Origin of the sequence: Pseudoalteromonas sp. 13-15 (assembly GCF_001468205.2) — a bacterium.
Classification (GTDB): Bacteria; Pseudomonadota; Gammaproteobacteria; order Enterobacterales; family Alteromonadaceae; genus Pseudoalteromonas; species Pseudoalteromonas marina.
On the sequence record NZ_CP019162.1, the window covers coordinates 2,543,812 to 2,567,476 of the forward strand.

21 protein-coding genes and 1 pseudogene are annotated in these 23,665 nt (G+C 36.9%); 9 read left to right on the forward strand and 13 right to left on the reverse strand.

What is annotated here, in order from left to right; all coding sequences use genetic code 11:
- Window positions 1-121: 121 nt before the first annotated feature.
- Window positions 122-262 (reverse strand): hypothetical protein, encoded by a 141-nt coding sequence (locus ATS72_RS18865; RefSeq protein ID WP_008128321.1) that lies wholly within the window; start codon window positions 260-262, stop codon window positions 122-124.
- Window positions 263-1,126: 864 nt separating this feature from the next.
- Window positions 1,127-1,924 (reverse strand): YggN family protein, encoded by a 798-nt coding sequence (locus ATS72_RS11785; protein ID WP_058430280.1) that lies wholly within the window; start codon window positions 1,922-1,924, stop codon window positions 1,127-1,129.
- 381 nt (window positions 1,925-2,305) lie between these two features.
- On the opposite strand from ATS72_RS11785, the gene ATS72_RS11790 reads away from it, so the two are divergent.
- The gene (locus ATS72_RS11790) at window positions 2,306-2,491 is read left to right on the forward strand and encodes a PA3496 family putative envelope integrity protein (RefSeq protein WP_010558095.1); all 186 of its coding nucleotides are present in this window, start codon (window positions 2,306-2,308) and stop codon (window positions 2,489-2,491) included.
- Window positions 2,492-2,606: 115 nt separating this feature from the next.
- Here the strand turns inward: ATS72_RS11790 and ATS72_RS11795 are convergent, their stop codons facing one another.
- From ATS72_RS11795 to ATS72_RS11805, 3 genes are all read right to left on the reverse strand, one after another.
- Window positions 2,607-3,104: a glutathione peroxidase gene (locus ATS72_RS11795; RefSeq protein ID WP_058430281.1), complete on the reverse strand. Its 498-nt coding sequence runs from the start codon at window positions 3,102-3,104 to the stop codon at window positions 2,607-2,609.
- Between the two features lie 219 nt (window positions 3,105-3,323).
- Window positions 3,324-3,623 (reverse strand): AzlD domain-containing protein, encoded by a 300-nt coding sequence (locus ATS72_RS11800; RefSeq protein WP_058430282.1) that lies wholly within the window; start codon window positions 3,621-3,623, stop codon window positions 3,324-3,326.
- Entirely contained in the window at window positions 3,620-4,324 is a 705-nt protein-coding gene (locus tag ATS72_RS11805; RefSeq protein WP_058430283.1) for an AzlC family ABC transporter permease, read from the reverse strand. Before ATS72_RS11805 ends, ATS72_RS11800 begins: the two co-directional genes overlap by 4 nt.
- Window positions 4,325-4,422: 98 nt before the next feature.
- Here ATS72_RS11805 and ATS72_RS11810 point away from each other — a divergent pair, with 98 nt between their 5' ends.
- The 3 genes from ATS72_RS11810 to ATS72_RS11820 all read left to right on the forward strand — a co-directional run bounded on the left by ATS72_RS11810 (window position 4,423) and on the right by ATS72_RS11820 (window position 8,056).
- A complete protein-coding gene (locus ATS72_RS11810; RefSeq protein ID WP_058430284.1) occupies window positions 4,423-5,079 on the forward strand; it encodes a cytochrome b/b6 domain-containing protein in 657 nt (218 codons plus the stop codon).
- Window positions 5,080-5,272: 193 nt separating this feature from the next.
- Window positions 5,273-5,836, forward strand: coding sequence for a hypothetical protein (locus ATS72_RS11815; protein WP_058430310.1), 564 nt, complete (start codon window positions 5,273-5,275; stop codon window positions 5,834-5,836).
- A gap of 144 nt (window positions 5,837-5,980) precedes the next feature.
- Window positions 5,981-8,056, forward strand: a complete 2,076-nt coding sequence (locus ATS72_RS11820) for a S9 family peptidase (protein WP_058430285.1) — start codon at window positions 5,981-5,983, stop codon at window positions 8,054-8,056.
- A 69-nt stretch (window positions 8,057-8,125) separates the two neighbouring features.
- Here the strand turns inward: ATS72_RS11820 and ATS72_RS11825 are convergent, their stop codons facing one another.
- Entirely contained in the window at window positions 8,126-8,599 is a 474-nt protein-coding gene (locus tag ATS72_RS11825) for a Dps family protein (RefSeq protein ID WP_010558088.1), read from the reverse strand.
- Window positions 8,600-8,921: 322 nt separating this feature from the next.
- On the opposite strand from ATS72_RS11825, the gene ATS72_RS11830 reads away from it, so the two are divergent.
- Window positions 8,922-9,131: a hypothetical protein gene (locus ATS72_RS11830; RefSeq protein ID WP_058430286.1), complete on the forward strand. Its 210-nt coding sequence runs from the start codon at window positions 8,922-8,924 to the stop codon at window positions 9,129-9,131.
- On the opposite strand, the gene ATS72_RS11835 is transcribed toward ATS72_RS11830, so the two are convergent.
- From ATS72_RS11835 to ATS72_RS11855, 5 genes are all read right to left on the reverse strand, one after another.
- On the reverse strand, window positions 9,128-9,733 hold the full coding sequence (locus tag ATS72_RS11835) for a PGAP1-like alpha/beta domain-containing protein (RefSeq protein ID WP_008128336.1): 606 nt from the start codon (window positions 9,731-9,733) through the stop codon (window positions 9,128-9,130). The genes ATS72_RS11830 and ATS72_RS11835 overlap by 4 nt on opposite strands.
- A 22-nt stretch (window positions 9,734-9,755) precedes the next feature.
- On the reverse strand, window positions 9,756-10,292 hold the full coding sequence (locus tag ATS72_RS11840; RefSeq protein ID WP_058430311.1) for a YaeQ family protein: 537 nt from the start codon (window positions 10,290-10,292) through the stop codon (window positions 9,756-9,758).
- A gap of 390 nt (window positions 10,293-10,682) precedes the next feature.
- Entirely contained in the window at window positions 10,683-11,108 is a 426-nt protein-coding gene (locus ATS72_RS11845; protein WP_058430287.1) for a hypothetical protein, read from the reverse strand.
- Between the two features lie 12 nt (window positions 11,109-11,120).
- Window positions 11,121-11,702, reverse strand: coding sequence for a hypothetical protein (locus ATS72_RS11850; protein WP_058430288.1), 582 nt, complete (start codon window positions 11,700-11,702; stop codon window positions 11,121-11,123).
- A 12-nt stretch (window positions 11,703-11,714) separates the two neighbouring features.
- A complete protein-coding gene (locus tag ATS72_RS11855; protein WP_058430289.1) occupies window positions 11,715-12,398 on the reverse strand; it encodes a hypothetical protein in 684 nt (227 codons plus the stop codon).
- 1,236 nt (window positions 12,399-13,634) lie between these two features.
- Between ATS72_RS11855 and ATS72_RS11865 the strand changes: the two genes are divergently transcribed.
- Window positions 13,635-14,120 carry a hypothetical protein gene (locus tag ATS72_RS11865; protein ID WP_058430291.1) on the forward strand — a complete coding sequence of 162 codons (486 nt, stop codon included), beginning with the start codon at window positions 13,635-13,637 and terminating at the stop codon, window positions 14,118-14,120.
- A 176-nt stretch (window positions 14,121-14,296) separates the two neighbouring features.
- A pseudogene (locus ATS72_RS11870) lies at window positions 14,297-14,418 on the forward strand (IS256 family transposase); the annotation flags it as partial.
- A 202-nt stretch (window positions 14,419-14,620) separates the two neighbouring features.
- On the opposite strand, the gene ATS72_RS11875 reads toward ATS72_RS11870, so the two are convergent.
- Window positions 14,621-16,294 carry a hypothetical protein gene (locus ATS72_RS11875; protein WP_058430292.1) on the reverse strand — a complete coding sequence of 558 codons (1,674 nt, stop codon included), beginning with the start codon at window positions 16,292-16,294 and terminating at the stop codon, window positions 14,621-14,623.
- Between the two features lie 421 nt (window positions 16,295-16,715).
- Between ATS72_RS11875 and ylqF the strand changes: the two genes are divergently transcribed.
- Entirely contained in the window at window positions 16,716-17,669 is a 954-nt protein-coding gene (ylqF, locus tag ATS72_RS11880) for a ribosome biogenesis GTPase YlqF (protein WP_074210160.1), read from the forward strand.
- Window positions 17,670-18,044: 375 nt separating this feature from the next.
- Here the strand turns inward: ylqF and ATS72_RS11885 are convergent, their stop codons facing one another.
- Window positions 18,045-21,023 (reverse strand): DUF3857 domain-containing transglutaminase family protein, encoded by a 2,979-nt coding sequence (locus ATS72_RS11885; protein ID WP_058430293.1) that lies wholly within the window; start codon window positions 21,021-21,023, stop codon window positions 18,045-18,047.
- A gap of 503 nt (window positions 21,024-21,526) precedes the next feature.
- Here ATS72_RS11885 and fusA point away from each other — a divergent pair.
- Window positions 21,527-23,611, forward strand: a complete 2,085-nt coding sequence (gene fusA, locus ATS72_RS11890; protein ID WP_058430294.1) for an elongation factor G — start codon at window positions 21,527-21,529, stop codon at window positions 23,609-23,611.
- Window positions 23,612-23,665 lie beyond the last annotated feature (54 nt).

Below are 23,665 nucleotides of genomic sequence, written 5' to 3' on the forward strand. Positions count from 1 at the left end.
AGGGGAAATTAAGGCAATTATTAATAAAATAAAGAGGTTGCAGCAAACTGTGGGAGCTAAAAAAGAGACTTTTTAGTGGTTGGGTGTTTGCTGCACCGAATAAATAACCATGGTTGGGTGATTATTTATATTGCGCTGCGCCGCCAAGTGCTAATTTTTTACCAAGGGTATTAAGCCTAGCTAGCATTTTTGCTTTTCGGTTGGTTGGTTTAACTGCAATTTGTGTGTTTGCTGTTTGGTTTAATGTATTTATTGGGTTCATCACTTGGCTCCGGTTTAGGTCTGTTGAAAACATGCGCATTTTGCATGCAAAGCGTACAAAAATAAAACGATAAAAATTACCTATGAGGCATTAGTTATTTTTATCTGAAGTGGTGGTTGTTAATCAAATGTTTAATTGTGTTTTTTCTGTTTTTTAATTTTTATTTCACCCTGTTGTTTTTTAGTTTGTTGTTTTAAATGTGTTTTTACTAGTTTTGTTTTTTATTTATGCATATTCGATTGTTTTAAATGGGTAATTATTCAGATTATTTTATTTAGGTTTTTAATCATTGTGTTTGTAGTGTTTTTTATTGCAGCTAGTAGTTATGTTTAGCGCATTAAAAATCGTCGTTAATTTGATATTTAAAATAGTAATTGACTTAAAAATACGGTTTTTTAATAGAGTGCTTCTCTAATAAATAAAAAGCGCCTGCTATGAGGCAGGCGCTTTAGTGTTAGTTACGTTTAAACGTGTCTAACTGGGGATGGAGCCTCTCAGCTTTTTGCTAAGGGCATAAATTTTGAAGCAAATTGCTTGCTGAATATTTTAGTCTTGCTTGGCCACTAAAAATTGGATGATTAAATCTTTAGTGTTATCAAAAACAGGGGGCATATGAGTTAAATTTATGTCCATAAAACACTGCTTTTATCTTTATTATTTATAACGATAAATAACGAACGAAGCCTATGTTTGTATAAAGCCATAGAGTTGTTTACTTAGGCAAGTACTAACTAGACCAATGGCCCTTATTCTGAGCCGAACAACATAAACGAGAAAAAAGAGACAGAACAGATGCAAAAAAGCAGCATTCAATAAAATAAAATGCTGCTGAAGGGATGTTAAATATAGTGAGTTAATTGCGGGTTATTTAACGTGTTTAAAGGTAAATAATTGATAACCTTCTAGCTCAGGAACTAACGTTACTAGCTGCTCTTCTTGTTTTGCAATTTCAGAAAAATTACCGCATAACGAATTAGCTCGTTGCTCTAAGTTGTTCGCGTGTAACTCTACTTTCTCTTCAATTTGTGCGCCCATATTTTCCATGCGTTCTTCGAATGCATCCATATCGCCGCCAGAGCCTAATAACTCCGATCCAAGCGCGACCAGTATACTACCCATAGATTGCATGACTGCTGATTCAACGGCTGTTTCTATTTGTTTTTCAAACTGATGCTCAAAGTTTTCACCAAATTGGTTAAAACTTTGCTGGCCCATAACAAAGGTGCCTTCTTGATAAAACGTGTTTTCTACTTCTACGCGTATATCGTCCATTAACGATGACATATCGTCTAAGCCATTAATGTTAAAAGCATTACCGACTTCTTCCAAAGCAACACCGGCGATTTTTACGCCGTCTAATGCTATATTAGCGACTTCGGGTAGCTGTATACGTAAGCTATCAGAGTATTGAGTAAGAGCTTGGCGTTGTGAGTTATTAAGCGCTACAAACTCACCGTTTACCATTAAATCGCCATTGCTGTTGAATTGCATAGCTTGGTTTTTTGCTGTAAAAATTTCTAGTTCGTTTGGCTTGATGCGAACGTCATTTTTAAACTCTACGTCGCATTGATCGTTGCTAAATGAAATTGTTGAATCATTATCGTTGTGTGCCATAGCAACAGGTGTACAGATTAATGCGCTAACTAATAGTAATTTTTTCATGTGATGACTCTATTTTTTGTTGATAACAAATAACTAATAACAAGTTTGGTGCCATTATTTTTTTATCAACAAAAGCAATGGCTTGTGTTTTTTGCTGGGTTTAAAGGTCTGTTTTGTTTTTATTATTAGACTATATTTTAGTGAAATTCACCAACGAATATAAATTTATAAAAAAATTTTATCGATACGATAAAAAACTCTCACTTTCCACAATTGCAATTTAGCGCTATTTATTCACATTAATGACATGAAGGCTATTTACTATGGCTTTGTGGCTTTACTTTGATGCTAATTTGCACAGCATATTGGTGTTAAATTTTTTAATTTACCAATTACATTAATTAAAGCGTAATTGGTCTCAAACACTTTATGGAGTGGGTTGTGGGTAAGACATTTAGTTACGATGCGCTAGATGATGATTTTGTTGAAGACGAATACGAAATGGTCGGTCGAAATCAACACGATAAAAACAAGCAAAAGGTTAAGAAAAAGTTGGAAGACTATCTTGAGCAGAAACGCTTGCGCAAAAATCTAGGCGAAGATGACTTAAGCGATTACATCGATTAAACCGCACTAGTATAATTACAATACCAATTAATAACGGCGGCTAGGTGCACAAAAAAGTGCGCTTAAGCGGTTGTTACATTGGTAATAAAGAGGCTATGTGCCTCTTTATTACTTTTTACTGCGTGCTTTTAGCCTTACTTAATGCTTTTTGTATAGTGAGCTCTATCTTTTCTGGCTTAGTAAAAGGGGCATAGCGCTTAATTGGCGTGCCATCGGCTGCAATTAAAAACTTAGTGAAATTCCATTTTATTTTTCGAGTTAAAAGCCCCGGTAATGCTGACTTTAAAAATCGAAATACAGGGTGTGCATTTTTACCATTCACATCAACTTTGTCTGTTATTAAAAAGCTGACTCCATAATTTATTAAGCACCCTTGCTCTATTTGCGACGCATTTCCAGGCTCTTGTTGGCCAAATTGATTGCACGGAAAGCCTATAATCACAAGTCCTTGACTGGCGTACTTTTCATGAAGCGCTTGTAAAGATGCGTACTGGTAGGTAAATCCGCATTTACTTGCAGTATTAACAATGAGTACAACTTTTCCCTCAAAGTCATCAAAGTTAATAGATTGGCCTTGTAGACTTGTTGCGCTTAATTGATGAAACTTTTGCATGGTGGCTTCTTATTATTGTTGTTAGGTATACTTTAACGCGGTAAAGGTTTCACATAAAGTATAAAGTTTATTCGTGGAGCGAGATATGTGACCTAACGGCCTTGGTATAGTTTGAGCTAAATTTTGCGTATTGCTTATACCTAATTCCACATCCTTGTAGGTGAAAAATAATAAACAATCCTCAGGCTGCTAAAACTTAACTTTAGAGGGTAATAAGCCCTAATTTAAAATTAGAAACAAACCCATACCGGCAAGTGTTGTGTAATAAATGTTATGTGTTTTATAAGCTACAATAATGGCTACAATAGCGGCACTTAAGTAAGGGTTTTGCCAATTCAGGTTTATGCCTTCGTCACCCAAAAATACAATAGGAACCCAAATAGCGGTAAGCACGGCCGGTGCACTAAAGCTTAAAAATTGCTGCATTTTAGGGCCTACTTTAAACGGCAATGCACGGTGTAAAAATAAATAACGCGTAAAAAACGTAATGCAGGCCATGAGTAAAATAGTGGTCATCATGTTTTAGTGTCCTTTTTCGCTGTTAGCCTTGCCGTTGTATAGCCTGCACTCATTGCTAATAATGCGGAGCACACTAGCCATAATTCAAACCCTGTGCTTTTTAACCACGTAGCAGTAATACCTGCCACAATAACAGTCACTAAAGAGGCGGTATTTTTAATACCTGGAATAACTAAGGCGATAAAAGTAGCTGCAATTGCAAAGTCGAGCCCTAAGTTAGTTAAATCAGGAAGCATAGATCCTGCAACAATGCCTATTAATGTCCATATATTCCATGCGATGTAAAAACTAAAGCCTGCACTAAGCGCATAAACTAAACGCACTTTTGTGCGATAAGCTTTGCGGTGATGAGAAAACGCAAATAATTCATCGGTTAATACAAAGCTAACAGGTAGGCGCCATCGCATTGGTTGATCTATGACTTTATGCCTAACAGCAAGTCCATATAAAAAATGCCGAGAGCTAATTATAAACGTGGTGAATAATATGGTAAGTAAGGGGGTGTTACTCGCCATAAGTTCAATAGCGACAAGTTGAGCTGAACCTGCAAAGACCAGTAACGACATGGCTTGTGTTTCAAGAGCTGTAAATCCATTTTGAATAGCTAAAGAGCCGCAGAGTATTCCCCATGGAATAACGGCTAAGCAAAGCGGAAGCATATCTAAAAAGCCTTTTATTATCGCTTTTTTAACTGGTTGCATAGCATTTACCTTGCTGGCTTGTAGAATGGCAGATAACGACACCTTATTATGAGGTTGATTAGCATTTTAATAATACTGTTTTTTAGAGGGTAAACACAATGACGACGATAAAAGTATGGGATGGGTTTATACGGTGTTTTCATTGGCTGTTAGTCATTAGTATTGCTGTTTTATATTTTAGTGTAGAAGAAGGCATGATTGAGCTGCATTTTGTTGCTGGGTTCTTTACTTTAGCGCTCATTGTTACGCGAATAGTATGGGGGATTTTTGGCAGCCGAACAGCAAAGTTAAGTGGCTTGTTTCACTCACCTAAGGCTGTGTTACAGGCGCTTAAAAAACCGATTGACACCATTGGGCACTCTGCTCCTGGTAGCTATATGGTTCTTGCTTTTTTTACGCTTATATCAACGCAATTAATTACCGGGTTGATGAGTAGCGACGGTATTTTAACTGACGGCCCGCTTGTTGAATATGTATCGAGTGATACGGTAGATTTTGCTAATTGGCTGCATCACCTCAATTTTGACATATTGCTGTATGCAATAGGCTTGCATATAGCGGCAATTGTTGTGTACAAGATTAAAGGTAAGCCTTTAGTAAAAGCAATGATTACTGGAGAAAAAGCATCAAAATCAAACAGTGTACAAAGCTCCGCAACTAAGTCGCCTTGGCTCGCATGGGCTATATTTGCAGGCTTACTGCTTATACTCGCGTTTACTTGGGGGCAAGAGCCTTTACAGTACTTATTTGGATAAATTCAGCTTTAAAATAATCCTTAATTACTGGTTGTAAATCTCGGTTACATTCTTTTGTTTGATTGTTAGGGAGTGGGTACTTATAATTAGCACTTCCTTGGCAAGTGAATGGTTTGCAGTATTACTTGTTATTGGTGCTTCTTGTTTATTCATAATGAATAAACTATGTCACTCTTAAGGTGTAGCCGTGTTTATGCATACGTCGTTGGCCTGCGGGGAATGGTCAACAATTGGTTGCTTAAATCATCACACTCAATTATTTATTGGTGATGTGGTGAAAGTAACTTTTTATGACATGCAAGGAGAGCTAATTAGCTTATCGTTTGATTTTAAAATTACTTCATTTGAACAAGGGGAGCCTCACGCCTGGCCGCGTTTGATAGCAGAATACATTAATGTTCACATTCCTTTGGTTAGTGCAGGAAAAATGACTGAACACGGTTTAGTAGTCGCTTATCGGAATAATAAAATCTTTGCATTGCAAAGTAGCGGTATATGCAAAGCGCATATTGATTTTAATTGTATTGCAAAATGCGACGATCATGACGTGAGTTCTCAACGTTTGTATGAGTATGTTTACCCTGAGCATAGTGAACGCTATAACGCAGGTACTAAGGTGTTACAGCCTAAAGATGGTTGCATATATCAATGTAGGCCTTGGCCTTTTAACGAGTTTTGTCGAAAAGCAAAGGATAAACAGTCAATATTTGAACCAGGGATAGGTAAAAGTTGGGCTATGGCTTGGCTGCAATTATAAATTAGTTAATTACATGTTTCTTCCCATAGGTATTACAGGTTTAGGAATAAATCGGTTGCCTTTAAGCCCACTCAACTATTGAGTGGGCTTTTTTATTTTTATGATAAACTGCGAGCATTATTACTTCTTTAATTTGGTTTATTTGTGCCTAGTTCAGACTACTCTTTACGCTTGTTGCCTCATTTCCCTGTTGCTGAAAAGCAGCCCCACATATTAACTACACATAATAAAAAAAGAACCGACCATTACTATTGGATGCGTGATGATGAGCGCAAAAATGAAAAAGTACTCGCACATTTACAAGCCGAAAATAACTATTGCGATGAGCAATTAGCATGTATTAAACCCTTGCAAAATACCTTATTCGAAGAGTTAAAAGCGCGTATTGTAAAAGACGACAATTCCGTGCCCGTCAAAGATGGAAAATACTGGTATCACTCTGAAGTGCGCGGTGACGATGAATATGCGCGTCATTATCGTAGCACAAGTATTAAAGCTGAAAATAAAGCCCTTTTGCTAGATGTAAACGAACTTGCACAAGATTTTGAATTTTTTGACCTTGGGGAAGTTGCATTAAGCCCTAATGAGCAGCTTATGGCGTATTCACAAGATACTGAGGGTCGCCGTATTTATAACGTTCGTTTTAAAAATATATCAACAGGTGAAATGCTCACTGATGAGCTTGAAAATACAGAAGGGCAAGTTGTTTGGGCAAACGACAATAAAACCGTTTTTTATGTTAAAAAAGATCTGCAAACTTTATTAGGGTACCAAGTATTTAGGCATGAGCTGGGAAGTGCGCAAAGCCAAGATGTGTTGGTGTATGAAGAGCAAGACAGCAGCTTTTTTATGGGACTGGGTAAAAGCCGAGATGAAGCGCTAATTATAATTGATTTGGCATCTACTGAGTCCAACGACACATGGGTGCTTGATGCCAATAATCCGCAAGGTCAATTTAGCGCACTCATGCAAAGAGAAGAGGGTCATGAGTTTGATGTCGATAAGTTAGGTGACACATTTTATATTGTCACCAACTGGCAAGCTAAAAACTTTAGATTGATGACTGCAACCGAGCAGACCATTGCAGATAAAACTCAGTGGCAAGAGCATACAGCCCACAGGGAACATGTATTACTTGAAGGCGTTGAGCTTTTTAATGATTTTTTAGTGCTCAGCGAACGAGAGCAAGGACAAGCACGTTTTGTTGTAGTAAATAAAGAAGGCAAGCGTATGGCGCTTGAGTTCGACGATCCTTGCTATTACGCTGCTGTTGCAATGAACCCAGAGCCCAATGTTAAAACGGCGCGCATTTATTACTCAAGCTTAACCACTCCAGGTTCTTTGTACGATGTTGACCTTATAACGGGTGAAAAAACATTGCTTAAACAGCAAAAGGTATTAGGTGACTTTAAAGCCACAGATTATAAGTCTGAGCGGCTGATGATTACTTCGCGTGATGGCGTCAAAATACCTGCTTCTGTTGTATACCGAAAAGATAGTTTTAAAAGAGATGGCACCAACCCATTGTTTCAATATGGGTATGGGGCTTATGGTTACACCATTGATCCGAGCTTCTCTAGCACGTCGCTCAGCTTACTTGACCGTGGTTTTGTTTATGTCATTGCACATGTGCGTGGTTCCGAAATGCTAGGCCGCAATTGGTATGAGCAAGGTAAAAAAACACATAAACAAAATAGTTTTAGTGATTTTATCGACGTAACAGAAGCGCTGGTTGAACAAAAATACTGTGATAGCAGCAAAGTATTTGCATCCGGTGGTAGTGCGGGTGGCTTGCTTATGGGGGCGGTGCTGAATCAAGCTCCACAGTTATATTGTGGTGTAGGGTGTCATGTGCCATTTTTAGATGTACTCACCACTATGTTGGACGAGAGTATTCCACTGACCACCAATGAGTACGATGAATGGGGAAACCCAAACGATCCACAGTTTTATAATGTAATAGATGCGTATTCGCCTTATGACAATATAAGCGCACAAAATTATCCTAATATATTAGTCACTACCGGCCTACATGACTCGCAAGTGCAGTACTGGGAGCCCATGAAGTGGGTTGCTAAAATGCGAGAATACAAAACAGATAATAATATATTGGTATTTAAAACCGATATGGACGCAGGTCATGGCGGCGCATCTGGACGCTTTAAAAGCTTGGAAGAAAAAGCACTTGAAATGGCATTTTTTATTGCGTTGGTTGAATGATACATTTGTTAAATAAACAAAAAAGCCTCAGTGGTAGCTGAGGCTTTCAAAATCAGAATAACGTTTAGCTTAATCCAAATAAGCTTTAAGCATCCAAACTAGTTTTTCTTGTTCAGAGATGTAGTCTCCCATTAATGATGCTGTACCTTCATCGCCTGCATCACCTGCTTGGTTTAAAATCTCACGTTGCTTTTTAATTAATGTACTGTAGCCCGCTAATATATTTTCTACGGCAGTAACACCATCACTTATGCCTTTTGCTTCTTTTATTTCACTTACTTCAAGGTAATCTGAAAATGCATGTAACGGCGCGCCATCGAGCGTTAAAATACGCTCTGCAATCTCGTCTACTTTCAAAAGTAACAGGTTATAAATTTCTTCAAACTTAACGTGTAATTCAAAAAAGTTACGGCCTTTGATGTTCCAGTGAAAACCACGAGCATTCATATACTGTATTTGGTAGCTACTCAGTAGAGTATTAAGTGATTTTACAATGTCGTCGCTTTTTGCGCTGTTTAAACCAATTGCATTTACTTGTGACATAACTTGCTCCTTAAGAACCGTTTGTTTGTTAACTTGAGTAAAGTATTACTTTTTTAGTTAGATTAGTAAAATTGTTTATATCTATAAAATTAATAGTTAAAACCTATTAAATGTCAGGTGCATAAGTTTTGCTCGCTATATAGAAATGGGGTCTAATTATTAAAATTCACCTCATTTTTTAAGTGGTTTGTTGGGTAAAATATGATCTAAAACAAGCCTAGAAGGTGTTATTAAATTTGTTAATTTATTTTTTGATTTAGGTCAAAAATCACTCTTTTTGAAAGCGCATAATAATGATGCTGAATTAATTAGGAGAGTGAACATGTACGCAAAAACAGGCAAACAAAATAAAGCAGAGTTAATTGTGGTATGTATTGCGCTGGTGGCATTTGTGCTCGGTTTAGTAGCTCATCTAGCGGGTGCAAGTATCGCTAACTCAGACGTGTTTGGTTATATAGCTGCGCCAATTCCGTTGGTGCTCGGGGTTATTGTATTTCTAAGTTATAAAATAGCTGAGGCAGCAGAAGATTAACTGCCTTCGCCTAAACACTTTAAAATATAATCGACCACTTCACGTGAGTAAATCATACTGGTATGGCTTAAGTGAAACACTTTGTGTTCTGCCATACCTTTTAGTTTAGTTTCATCTAGAAGAACCGTGCCGTCTGACTTGCTACCCTTTACAATAAGAGGCATTAAGCCGATTGGTAGGTCGCCAGCAATACTATAAAGCTTTGCTTTAAATGGCCAGTTACCATTTTGTGTGAGTAAAAACTCAACGCTATTTTTTAAAAAAGCTTCAAACCCTTTTTGTTTCATTTTTTGTGCAATGTGACTGCCTTGATGCGGAGTACCAAGCGTTACTACTTTTGTAACGAATTGGCTCGCGTCTGAGTTAGCTTCTAAGTAAGCTCTAGCTACTAACCCACCCATAGAGTGGCATACTAAGGCTGTGGGCTCATTACCAATAAACTCATCTATTTGTTTAAAAATAGCATCACGATTTGGGTCAAGAGTATTGTATGTAAGGTTTAACACGTTAACTCCTGAGCTCTCTAACCTAGAGCAAAGGGGGCGCATAACAAAGCCAGACATATACAAGCCATGTAAAACAATAACGTGTTTAACTTTCATATAACCCCTAAAGCAACTGCAATTACATTAATTGCTGTGGTTTTATCTCAATATTTGTATTATCAGTGTTAACCCATACCTCACCATCTTGAATGGTAACTGTAAGCTGTATGTTGCGATCAACTAGGTCTGCAAGTGCCTGTGTTGCTGCATAGTCTAAACTAAAAATACTTAAATTTTTAAATTCGTACAATTTGGGTTGGTGTTTTTGCCACCATATAGCTTGGTTGTTCTCACCGTAGGTATAAAGCACAACTTTTTTAGATTTATTGCAGGCTTTTTTAAGGCGCTTTTCGTCAGGTAAGCCTAGCTCAATCCAAAGCTCTACTTCTTCACTGTAATTAACGTGCCAAAGCTCTGGCTCGTCATCAGCACTTAACCCTTTGGTAAACTCTAAACCATCACAATAGTTAAGTGCAAACGCGAGCAGGCGAATCATTAACCGCTGGTCAGTTTCCGATGGGTGCTGAGCCAGAGTTAAGTTTGTATCTTGATAAACATGGCGATCCATATCGCTAAGCGATAATTGTGCCTTCATAATGGTTGATTTAAGAGCCATAACAACTAATCTAAAAATATTTTCGCCAGTATAGCGCAATTAAATGAATTGCCAGTTAAAATAGCGCTTAAATTAAGGAAGGCCGTATATATCAACTAAATCAGCTTTTATCGATACAAGTTGTGGGCATTAAGACTGTTGAAAAGATATTTTTATATAGTCAAAAGCTTAATAATCATGTGCAACAGAGCGATTTATTTTGTTAATAGTTAAATTTTACAACTTTTAATGTGTTTGTCAGTGAAGCTTTTGAAGGGCTATTAAAATTATGGCCCTTCATAACTACCTTTGACTATGAACGTTGGCTGTTAAACTAGTTTTATTATTTAAAGATGGCGGTAAGGCCTTGGATTTAAGTCCCAGCTAGTATGATCTATCTAACAATTTTAATTAGTAATTATTATCGCTATGACTATCTGTACCGTAAGTATTTCCCTCTGAATCAAAGCCTCCGTATCCACCGTTCATTACTAGACCACTAGCAGGGTTAATGACGATATCATCGCCGGTAGAAGTGTAACTATTTGAACTCAAACTAGATGTAGTAGAGCCTGAGTAACTATTATTTGATTGGCCACGCGCTTTACTGCGATTTATCGCTGCTCTATTATGCGCAATTCTCATATGTTTTTGTTCTGTGGCAGACATTGGTCGCCTGTAAGTATCTACTACAGGGCTATCTCCCCAAGTAGCTAAGCCATGTATGATGCAACACTTACCCCATATAAGTATTAACATACCAATTAGTACTGAGCCTTTTGCAATAACAAAAAATGAAGTAATAAATATTAAAATCCCAACGAGTACTTTACTCATAGCCGTAAATCCTTATAAAATTTTGTAGTTTGAAATTGTGAAATGGAACTGGTTTTGAATTCGTTTACCACTTCTATTTTTAAGTGGCTGCGGGAGTAATTGATTAACTAAAGTGGAATCTTGTAGATTTTTTAATAAGAAGCTCTTAAATCTAGTTTTATCTTTACTTTCGGTTTCACCGCCTAAGTAACCACCAAGTACATTGTAATTATTGTTATCTTCTAATTTTGTAGCTATTTCGTCATGATCCTTACCAAGAAGTAATGTAAGAAATGAACTGTCAAAGTTCTTCTTAAAAAAAGCATACGCCTCAAAATCAGATTTAAAGTTAGGGCTATGTATGTCTTGCCTACTTATTAATTGAGCTAACTTTTCAGCTTTATTATAACCTAGTGCCTTTGCATTCGACCTTTTTTGCACTCCCTTAGAATCAAGCCACGCCCACAGATAAGTGGCCTCTTTACAAGGAAGAAATATAATTTCTTTCTTTAGATTATTTTCAGTATCTGCTGTATAAATTGTTAATTGAAATCTTAGTTTTTGATTGATGTTAGCTTTGGAGTTTAGTTCGATATGCTGGATCATTAGGCTCATAGCTTCAGCCTTCTATGCTGAATATGATAAAGGTGTGATCTTTGTTTCAGCAAATAACTGAACAATATCCCAGCCTGTTAAAACAAAAACATCAGATTGTTTCTCAATTTGTCTAAACTGTTTTGAAGTCGAGCCAGGAGTCAAATAAATAGCCGCCGATGCATTATGGTTTTGTTTTGCTTTCTCTAAAAGCTCAACTCTTTCTGCGTTCCAAGAGGTATCTTGCAGTTCTTTAAAAGTAGAGTGAATACCTAATTGAACAACTGCTGTATTTTTGCCTTTTGTCGCTAGAAGTAGCTCATCATCGATAATTGTTATTTTATATTTAAGTTTTTTAAGTGCTAATATAGCTTTTTCTTTAAACACGGAGAGATCAGTAAGATTATGAACCTGGTTCCTTAGAAAGATGCTTTTGTAAAATGCGTAACTAGACTCCCTTAACATCTCTAGTTCAACATCATCACTAGAATTATGAATGCCGGTATCTAACTTCATCCCACTACATTTTACTTCAAACATTAAACGATCGGCTTTCATTCTGGAAAAGTTTTGTACATTTGCTCTTTTAGATATATCCATGAAAGGTTTAATAAGTTGCAGGTAGGGTGAGTAGTCTGAGCTTTCGTCTTTACCCCCAGAGGTAAATGATAAGAGACTATTCTTGATAGATTGTAGTTTTTCAGCAATGCGATTCATTAGAGTTCCTATTTAAGTTATGTTTGAACCGCATAAGAACTTTAATAATTGAGATCTGAATTGCAAGGTTTTTTTAAATATTTTAATTTTTAATAAGTTAAATACATATGCAAACTGACTTTTGGAAGTTTCCAAGGTAACTATAAGAAGAGGTAATAAATTAAACTTTATAGAGAAATTGTTATTACTTTGAGGATGAGTAAATGAATGAAAATTTGCTTTGGCTTGTTCCTGCGTTAACTTTGACTTTAGTTATTATTAAATTACAGTTTGATTTCGATATTAGTAAATTCGTGATGGTTCTAACCTTAATGTCATTTACGGGGTTCTCATGTTTTCTGTTTGCATTTTATGAGAATGAGTGCATAAGCCTTACAAATTTGGTGCTTATAACTCTTCAATACTTTGTGAAAGCGTTCTTAATCATCACTGTATGCTATTTAGTAGCTTTTTGTATTTATTGGTTCTTTATTGATAAAGAGACTTTAATTAGATGGTTCAAAGGTAAGTATTAGCTTGTTGATTATACAAAGCTATTATATTGAAAGGATTTTAGAAGTAATTGAGGTAGACCATATATATCAGCTCCTATCGATACAAGGCGTAGGAATCAAGACTGTTGAAAAAGTATTTTCATACAGTCAAAAGCTAGATAACCATGTGTAGCAGAGTGATTTACTTTCTTAATAATCAATTTACCACAATTTTTGATTCGCATGTAAGTTAAAGGTGTCTATGTCTCCGTTGTTTGCAACAAGCTAAAACAAGAAGACTGGTTTAGCTTAAAAGCACAAACAACTAAAAACTATCCTAAAGGAAGCTTATAGCTTCCCTTTTAGGCCGAGGTTTGAATATCAGATTAATTTACTTTGGCTACCCTTCGAAGAACTGGTTGCTTTGTGAATATTTGTAGAATAGCCCTTGTTGTGATTCAATAAAACCGGACACTAATTTAGGTAGTATTATTACCACACAAACATAGTTGCTAATGTAATTATAATAAATAAGATGTTGGATATTGCTACTTGTCAAATCAGATAAAAGCGGTTCTAATAGACAACATACGAAGTACTGACAGGGAATGAATTGTACCGTACTAGCTTAAACCAAAAGCAATTTAAAGTATCAGTTATTCTTTCAACTTTCCTATAGCGTAAGCAATATTAACACCAGTTAATGTCAGCACTTTATAACTATAAACAATTAATATTTAGAAAAGTTATAAGGGGTTAGTTGATGAAGAAAGAACTCATAAGTGGTTATTTTACAGTGGCTTTTATTTGTAGCATTTTTATGTGGCTGTTTGGTGAAGATAGCTATCGTGGTTATGCATATAACTTAGGAAAAGCAATTGTTTGGCCTATAACTATTTTTGAATCTTATCCAGAAATCGACGGGGATAGTCCATTGAAATTTGCTTCAAGCTATCAAAAAGTAGTGGCTTCTGGAAATATTGAGGGTTATGCAGATTTTAATACAGCCGTAGGTCTTCTTGCATATTACTTTTATGTTGAAAGCAACCCTTCAATTAAACTGAAAGATTATAATGAGTTAATGTATAAGGGGCGAGGAGCAGATAAATTCTTTAAAACTTTGATGCAAAAAGAGGAGATCCTAACCAAAGTTGCTGATTATTTAGATGGTCTGAGTTTTGGGGATATTGTATCCGAAAGAGATGATATAGAAGATGATTTAATGGACTTGTTGGATGACAGGGTATAGAACTTTATGCTGTTCTATAATTGCGTTTAAACTTTATTATAGCTAAATTGCATTAAGAGCTTTTTAAGGTTCAATCGACAACCTGTGGAAAAGGTTTGATGATTTAAAAAGTGGCCATTTTACTAATAGCCACTCATATATTTTGATAGCTCATTGAACATGCTGTGCACCTTTAGTTTAGGAAATTAACCAAAACTAAGGGCGCATTCCTCAATGAAGATAGCTTGATAAAATTATTGTATGCGAGCATGTTGAGTGGACAATACCAATCCATAATTTGAACCTGACATTGTCGTAATTAGCCACCCACTTTGAAGATATATTAGATGGCGTCTTAGATATTTAGCAATTTAGGCTGATAAAAAACTCTGAACGCTCTCTGAAAGTTATCTAAGTCTCCAAATTAAATCTAGCGATTTATCTACGAAATGATGAGCATCTTCAAAAAACTGCTATTGGTAGACGCCACCTATGCTTGCTTCATAGAGTAATTAATCTACTTACCGAATACTCCAAAGAAGGTCCATTGATTTGTCTATGAAGTGGTGTGTATCACCTTCAAAATCTTCTAGATAGGTATTTAAGCCTTTTCCCATTCTATTATTAACAGCCTCTAAACCATCGATTACATCTTTTTCTGAATACTCCCCCTTTGAGAAAAGCATTGGTATTGCATTATCAATATCAAGGGACTTTGTTAAATTCCCAAGATACAGTCTTGCTTGAAACGCTGATATCATATCTTCATCATCAAAATAGCTTTTTTCAAACTTCCGAACAACCAAGATAAACTTGTTTTTACGCCAGTCCTTTCTTTCTCCAAAAGTTAGCTTTAGACCTTCAAGGATAATAGTATCTGTTATCTCTAAGTTGAGACCTCTTTTTAGCATTGCTAAACGGAAAAAAGCAGTTGAAAAAACTATGACTTCTAATGTGGCATAGTCGTTTTCGAATTCTTTCATTCCTGAATTTTCAATAACCATCTTTCTAAATTTTATCACTGACTTTACTATAAAAGATTGAAAATCTTCTTTTAGTTTTGTTAGGGGCGCCTCTCTAGGGTCTGAAGGTGATGTAAGAAATGAGGCTACTTTATCGACTCTATTCATGTTTTTTATGAAATTAAATAGATCATCGTTGCTAATATATTGTAATTTCAACTTATTGGGTTCTGAAGTATTTTCAGCTTGGGTATGTAGCTTCTTCTCTTGTGTTATTGTTTCTTTTGGAGAGGCTTTGTAACTAGCTAGAAGATCTGTATTTATTTCTCCATTATTTAGAAGATAAATAATGCTATCTAACAAAGTTTTAGAATACGGTTTAGTGAATCCATTCTGAGGAGAGGTAATCATTTTTACACCATTACTAAATTCCACCTCCCAAAACCTTGAATTCTCTCGTTCAGAAATTGTTTTTAAGGCTTTCAAATTATTAAAACTGATATATTCCTCATTTAAATTACCTCTAGAAAGGTATATTCCGCAATTAGTAATACAGAAGAATTCACTATAACCTGATAGGTTGGCTAAGAAGGTTGCTGCAATCACCTTTTCATCGTTCTTAAGCTTTAATTTAAAAGCTATGAATTCTAATTGTTCAAAAGTGAGTTCATCGGCCAAATGTAAACCGGAAATTGTAGTTATTAACTCAGGATTTGGACCAAAGGTTTTGTTTTTTTGTGGATCATAGAAAACTGGAGTGTTTTTAATTTTATAAATTAGTTTTTCTAATATTAAAAGCATTTCATCTGTAAGTTTTACTTTGTTTATGCAACTTACATCTTTTTTTAGAGTGATAGCATAATTATTAAGTTCGGAAAATAGAAATCCTAATGGCATTTTTTCTGCGTAAGTAAGTTTAGTTATAAAATTTTTGTTCACTGTAAGCTTGCAGTCACTACAAAAAGTTTCTTTTATTTCATCAAATGATATATAACGAGTTTCTGATGTTCGACCACTGAAAAAAATACCTTCATTAGTGATAAGTAAGCCTTCTTTCGCACTTCCCCAAAACGTATCATCAATCAGAGCAACTACGTCTTCTTCGGGTATATCCCGTCCATATTCATTCAAAGCATTTAATAATTTTTTTCGAGGAATGTTTGGTTTCGTGAAAATATAGTCAGAGGTTATGGTGGTTAGGCCTGAGCTTAAAATATAAGTTTCAAAATTCATATATAGTCCTGTGTTAGTTGTAAATCCTTTTTATTAGAGGTTAGGCCATACTTTTACAAAAATACAGCTAAATCACTCTTAAACTATGATTTAGATGAAGTAATTTTATTTATATAAGCACAAGTTATTCAACAGAATTAACGCTATTTTTAAATAGGCTGTTAGCATAGTCTTAAGATGCAAATATAACTCTAAAATTGATAATCAACAGGCATGCTTTATTAATGGTAATATTGTTGCAAAATATAATTGTTTTTATTACCGCTTTCAGTTCTTTGGTGCCAAGCTTAGGGGAGTCAATTTAATCAAATTTGTAGTAAACTACTCTTATGAACAAAAAGTACAAAAGCATAGTTTTACTTTTAGTACCCACATTAGTACCCATGGCCTAAGGCCTGAAATTAAAGGTCATATAAATCAAATGAGTAGAGCAGGAATACAGTGGTTCCCTCGGCACATGAATAAAGCCCGAAATGAAATTAAAGAAATAATGCCACAAATGGATGTGATCATTGAAGTGCTTGACGCACGCATTCCTTATAGTAGCGAAAATCCAATGGTGACAACCCTTCGTGAAGGCAAACCGGTCATCAAAATTTTAAATAAGGCTGATTTAGCCGATCCTAAAATGACTCAAGTATGGAGAGACTACTTTGAGCAAGAAAGTGGTGTTAAAGCCATTGCGTTTGGTCATGATAAAGCCGCTGAAGTACACCGTATTAATGAGCTTTGTAAAAAGTTAGTGCCGCATAAAGTGGGTGCCGATAAGCAAATAAAAGCCATGATCATGGGTATTCCAAACGTGGGTAAATCTACATTAATTAATGTATTAGCTGGTCGTATAGTGGCAAAAACGGGTAATGAACCTGCGGTTACCAAGGCGCAGCAGCGCATTAAGCTTGAAGACGGCATTATGCTATACGATACGCCAGGGATGCTTTGGCCAAAAGTAGAGAACGAGAATTCAGGTTATCGTTTAGGTGCAACGGGTGCAATACGCGACACTGCACTTGAGTACGAAGAAGTTGCTAGTTACACCGCTGAATATCTACTGCATGCTTATCCTGAACTACTAAAAGCGCGCTATAAGTTAAACGAATTGCCAGAAAGCGATTGGGAATTTGTGGAAATGGCGGGTAAAAAGCGTGGTTGTATTCGTGGTGGTAATCAAATAGACACGTATAAAATGTCTGAAATACTCATTAACGAACTTCGAGATGGCATCATTGGTCGCATTACCATGGAAACACCAGCCATGCGTGAAGAAGAAGAAATAATGGTTGCCGGATTACGCGCCGCTGCAGAAGCTAAAAAAGCTGCTAAAGAAGAAGAGAAAAAACAGCGCCGTGCACGCGCACGAAAAAACCGCCGTTAAATTGTGAGCTTATGTGAGTATGTTGCTCACTAAATTTCAGACATAAAAAAAGCCCGTAAGGGCTTTTTTAGTTTCATATCTACCGTCACCGATATGAGCAATGTAGCAAGTAAAATAGTAGGGCGGTTACTTATCATCAACATCAAGGGGCGTTGCGGTTAATAACAAGTAACCATAGCTGTTAACGTGCGCCACACGTTGTTTCAGGGTCGAGAAACAAGTTATTCATTCCGTTACAAAGCTGTATGTTCTGCCTTGTTGATAGTGATTATCAATTAGATCTAAGTATCTGTCAACACTCAAATGCAAATAATTATCATTATCTTGGTGCGCGTTTTTTATTCTCTTTTAAATCGGTATGTTAGCGTTAAATAACTACTCTTTTTTATTTTCACTTAAGCGTAAATTTATTTTATCAACTAGCACTTCATCGAGCTTATTAAACCTGCTAACAATAAGTAAAAAATCACTTCCATCTGTTTTTATTACTTTAATAGTGGTGTTATCTAGTTCAGTTTTACCGTATGAGGTTTCTATTTTATCAATGTCATTAAAGTGACTAAGGTCTGACTCAAGCTTTCCAGCATCGTTTTTATAGTAGCTAAAAATATAATTATCAGTTATTCCGTTTCCATCGTCTCGATAGTCAAACATGGCATCACTATAAAAATAGAGAACGTCTTCATTTTCTGGTGTTAGGCGGTTACGTTTTAAAAAGTGAGTTTGATAAGCCCATAACTTTTCGCCTTTTATTATAGCGCTACCAGGTAAAATATTAGCTTCTTGAAGTACACCGAAGAGTAATATTGGCGAAAGCGCCAGAGACATAAAGCACTGTCTGACTCGCCAGTAAGAATTGTAATGCAAAGCTTTTTGGTTGGTGTTTGCGTGCTCTATGTAACTCACTAATGGAAGCCATAGAAAAGGCATAACCAGCAATGCGATAGTGGCGTATTCTTCCATGCGGTAAACCAATGTGGTTGCAAGTACTAATAAAAATAAAACAGCAGCCCCCCAACTTGGGATTATTTTACTTTTACTTGATTGCAATTCACTGTGTTGCTTCAGTGCTTGATAAAGCGGGTAATACCATAAAATGGCGAAAATACCGCGAGCAATAGGCATTATATTAGCATTACTGTGCTGCTTTATAGCTTTAAAGTTACGGTAGCACCAATAGTTAATATAAATACCTAAGCTTAAAATGCTGTAAATAATAAACTTGCTGACCGATACAGCGTAAAATGGGTTATTTTCAAAAGTAGGGCGCTTTGCCGACTCGAGTCGCCAGTCTGCAATAAAGAAAATAAATAATAAAAGGTAACCGGCAAGTGCGTATTTAAGCCAATTACCTCCAAGGTTATCGAGTATGTCGGCCGTTGTTTGAGGCGCCTCAGTTGTGTTTGCGTACTTTAAAATTGAGTAGTGCGTGGCTGAAATAAGTTTGTTTCGTTGCGCTAGGTAGTCGCTGATTTTATCAGCGGGAATATGGTCTTTCTTTGCGTAAAAGTGATAGCTTAGCGTTAAAATATTATCATTAAAGCTAACGGATGTTTTTAAATAAAAGTAGTCGTTATCAATCTCGTCTTGGCTATTGTCAAACGCCCAGTTTTTTTCAGTAAAATGAAGTTTTATGCTGGTGTCAATTATATTGGGGTATTCAAAATAAAGTGGGTCTGTGCGATTAGTTTGCTTTGGCTCGTAAACACTGTTTTGTATTTCAGAGGCGTAAAAATCGGCTTCATATCCGTCACTGGTTTTTTCCCAAAACTGGCTAATAAGGTACGACTCGCTAGTGATAAACTGACCTGTTTGTTGGTCCTCACTTACCGCCATGGGTTTATCGATTTTGATCTCGTCAAAAAAACCTTGGTAGTATTCAAGGTATGATTTTGCAACGCTGTCTAGCCCGTTGCGCGCTAAATTACTTCTGCGATTAATAGCCTGAAACTCGGCATAAGAATATTCGGTAGTAAATAGGACCGGTTCTTTTACTGTTTTAGGAATATAAAATTGATCGTTTACTGTTACCTTTTTATGCACAGGAGTTTGTGCCATAGGCGTTAATGTATTTTCGCCATTTTTTATAATAAGTGCATATCCGTAATCGGGCTGCGCTAAATAGGGAAGTGTACCTCGTTGATAACTAATGGTTGGATCCAGCCAATAGCGTTTGCCTTTGTACTTAAGAGTTACAATTACGTGGTTAAAAACGCTTGCTGTGGCCGGTAGCTCTATTAAGCGCTTCGTTTCTTCTGTATCTACAAGAGCAGGGTATGCCTCTATTTTCATCGCTTCTAATAATGAAATGAGTAGAGTTGTTTTATCTTTACAGTCACCATAACGTAGAGATAGCGTTTCTGAGGCAGGTGTTGGCTGATGAGAATTGGTGCCCATTTCTAAACCTAAATAGCGTATTTCGTCTTGGCTAAAGCGTAATGCTGCGGCAATCCTATCGGATGTATTGGTATGCTGTGCCTGTATAGATTGCGCTATGGCGTTAATACTACTGGGTGTTTCGATTGCTGACTCATAAAGTGGTAATGCCCAATTAACAACTTCGTCCCAACTATTATATTCAGAGAGATAAACTTGCATGTATGGGTTGTACCAGGTGGGTGTTTCAGAGTCTTGCGTGAGTAAAGGGGCTTCGAACTCTGATATAGAGTAGTCCGTACCGTATTGGTTTTCAGTCTGTTTTGTTTCGGCAGTTCCATTTATGGTTTTTATATTAAGAGGTGTTTTTTTACCCCATAAAACACGCATATACTGTTGCACTACGGGCACTGACCACCTTAGTGTGCGCCGAGTACTAAATTTATTGGCATAGATAGGATTACTGCCGGTAACACTGTAGCTATAATCGAGCATATCTCCGCTTCGCATATCGTCAACAATGATATTTAAAGAAAGCCTTCCGTTATAAATTTTATCAGCTAATTCAGGCTCGCTCTGAATAACAGATAACCTTGCAGTTGAAAGCTTATCTATGTGCTTACCATCTCTAATTATGGAGAGTGTGTGCAATGTTAGGGTCTGATAGCTTGGGTCAAAATCGAGGCTTAACTGGCTTATATAGTCAACGCCACTTTGATTAAGTGCTTGCATTACTAGGCGTGTGTATCGTTGTTGCTTTTGACGTTCAGGAACATAAGTTTGGTTGTCGAGTAATAGGTAAAGTGTGCCATCGCGCACTTTTGCCATATCACTTTTTTGGGGCTGTTTTACGTCATGTAGGGTGACCCAATTACCAGGTGCATCTATTTTATATTGCGTAGCATAAGCTGGTGCATTACATAGAAATAAAACACATGTTAGTAGCCAATAAATAGGGTAAAGAAATGTCCGTTTCATTTTTAATTCTTATTATTTGTTATTAATGCATACCACTTATAGGTTTATATAGTGGCCTATTTTTAATCGATATTATCATACAGATTGAATCGTGAAGAGCTTTAGTAATGCGTTATTTTTAAATACTCGCCTGCTTTAACTTTAATTAAATAAACCTTTCTTCAATGTGTTTATGGGAGAATTTACGACTATTTATTTATACCTTAAAGGGCGCAGCTGCAGTAAAAATTATTAAACATAACAATATGCTCGATATCAATAAGGCCTTTTAAGTTACCGATACAAAATTAAAAAGCATTATTTAAAATGCAGTGTTTATGAAATAAAGCCTAACGTTTTTATTGGTTTATATAATAAACAGCGTGTTGTACCGTTAATATATTCTCTTTGTAAAAAAAATATAGTGAATTGATTGCATTTTAAGCGACTTCTATGGTGATGTTCGCTTTAAGTAATGCTATACTCCCGCCGAATAATTTATCGACTTTATTAAGAGTAAAATAATGGCAGATTTATCGAAGTACAGAAACATTGGTATTTTCGCGCACGTTGATGCGGGTAAAACCACTACTACTGAGCGTATCCTGAAGCTTACAGGTACTATCCACAAAACAGGTGAGGTTCATGATGGTGAATCTACTACCGATTTCATGGATCAAGAAGCTGAGCGCGGTATTACTATCCAGTCTGCGGCAGTAAGCTGTTTCTGGAAAGATCACCGTTTCAACGTTATCGATACTCCTGGACACGTTGACTTCACTGTTGAAGTTTACCGTTCACTTAAAGTATTAGATGGCGGTGTTGGTGTTTTCTGTGGTTCTGGTGGTGTTGAGCCACAATCAGAAACTAACTGGCGCTACGCGAATGAATCAGAAGTTGCACGTATTATTTTCGTAAATAAATTAGACCGTATGGGTGCTGATTTTTACCGTGTAACTGAGCAAGTACGTAAAGTACTTGGTGCAGTACCATTAATCATGACTTTACCAATCGGTATTGAAGATGATTTTGTTGGTGTTGTAGACGTATTAGAGAAAAAAGCATACGTTTGGGATGACACTGGTCTTCCAGAAAACTACTCAGTTGAAGACGTTCCAGCTGATATGGTTGACAAAGTTGAAGAATACCATGAAATGCTTATCGAAACTGCTGTTGAGCAAGACGATGACCTAATGGAAGCGTACATGGAAGGTGAAGTACCTTCTGTTGAAGATATCAAGCGTTGTATCCGTAAAGGTACTCGTGACCTTGCGTTCTTCCCAACGTTCTGTGGTTCTGCATTTAAAAACAAAGGTGTTCAACTTGTACTTGACGCTGTTGTTGATTACTTACCGGCTCCTACAGAAGTTGATCCTCAACCTCTTATGGACGAAGAAGGTAATGAAAACGGCGAGTTTGCAATTGTTTCTGCAGACGAACCTTTCAAAGCGCTTGCATTCAAAATCATGGATGACCGCTTTGGTGCATTAACATTCGTACGTATCTACTCTGGTAAGCTTAACAAGGGTGACACTATCCTTAATGCGTTTACTGGTAAAACAGAACGTGTTGGCCGCATGGTAGAAATGCAAGCTGACGAGCGTAAAGAGCTTACTTCAGCGCAAGCGGGCGATATCATCGCTATCGTTGGTATGAAGAACGTGCAAACTGGTCACACTCTTTGTGATCCTAAGCACCCAGTAACACTTGAACCAATGGTATTCCCAACTCCAGTAATCTCGATTGCTGTACAGCCTAAAGATAAAGGCGGTAATGAGAAAATGGGTGTTGCTATCGGTAAAATGGTTGCAGAAGATCCATCTTTCCAAGTTGAGACTGATGAAGATTCAGGCGAAACTATCCTTAAAGGTATGGGTGAGCTTCACTTAGATATCAAAGTAGATATCCTTAAGCGTACTTACGGTGTAGACCTTATTGTTGGTCAACCACAGGTTGCTTACCGTGAAACTATCACTCGTGAAATCGAAGATAGCTACACGCATAAGAAACAATCTGGTGGTTCTGGTCAGTTCGGTAAAATTGATTACCGCATCAAGCCAGGCGAAGTGGGTTCAGGCTTCACATTCACATCATCAGTTGTTGGTGGTAACGTACCTAAAGAATTCTGGCCTGCAGTTGAGAAAGGCTTTAAATCAATGATGCAAGAGGGTGTGCTAGCTGGCTTCCCTGTACTTGACGTTGAAGTAGAACTTTTCGACGGTGGCTTCCACGCCGTGGATTCATCTGCAATTGCATTCGAAATCGCTGCTAAAGGCGCTTTCCGTCAATCGATCCCTAAAGCGGGCGCACAACTTCTTGAGCCAATCATGAAAGTTGACGTGTTCACTCCAGAAGATCACGTTGGTGACGTAATCGGTGACCTTAACCGTCGTCGTGGTATGCTAAGCGACCAAGAAGCTGGTTTAACTGGCGTTCGCATTAAAGCTGACGTTCCGTTATCAGAAATGTTTGGTTACATCGGTTCACTACGTACAATGACATCAGGTCGTGGTCAGTTCTCTATGGAGTTCTCACACTACGCACCATGTCCAGCTAACGTATCTGAAACGGTAATCGCTGCAGAAAAAGAGAAAAAAGCGGCTAAGTAATTAGCCTTTTAAACTCTAAAAAAACCCGCACATGTTGCGGGTTTTTTATTGGTT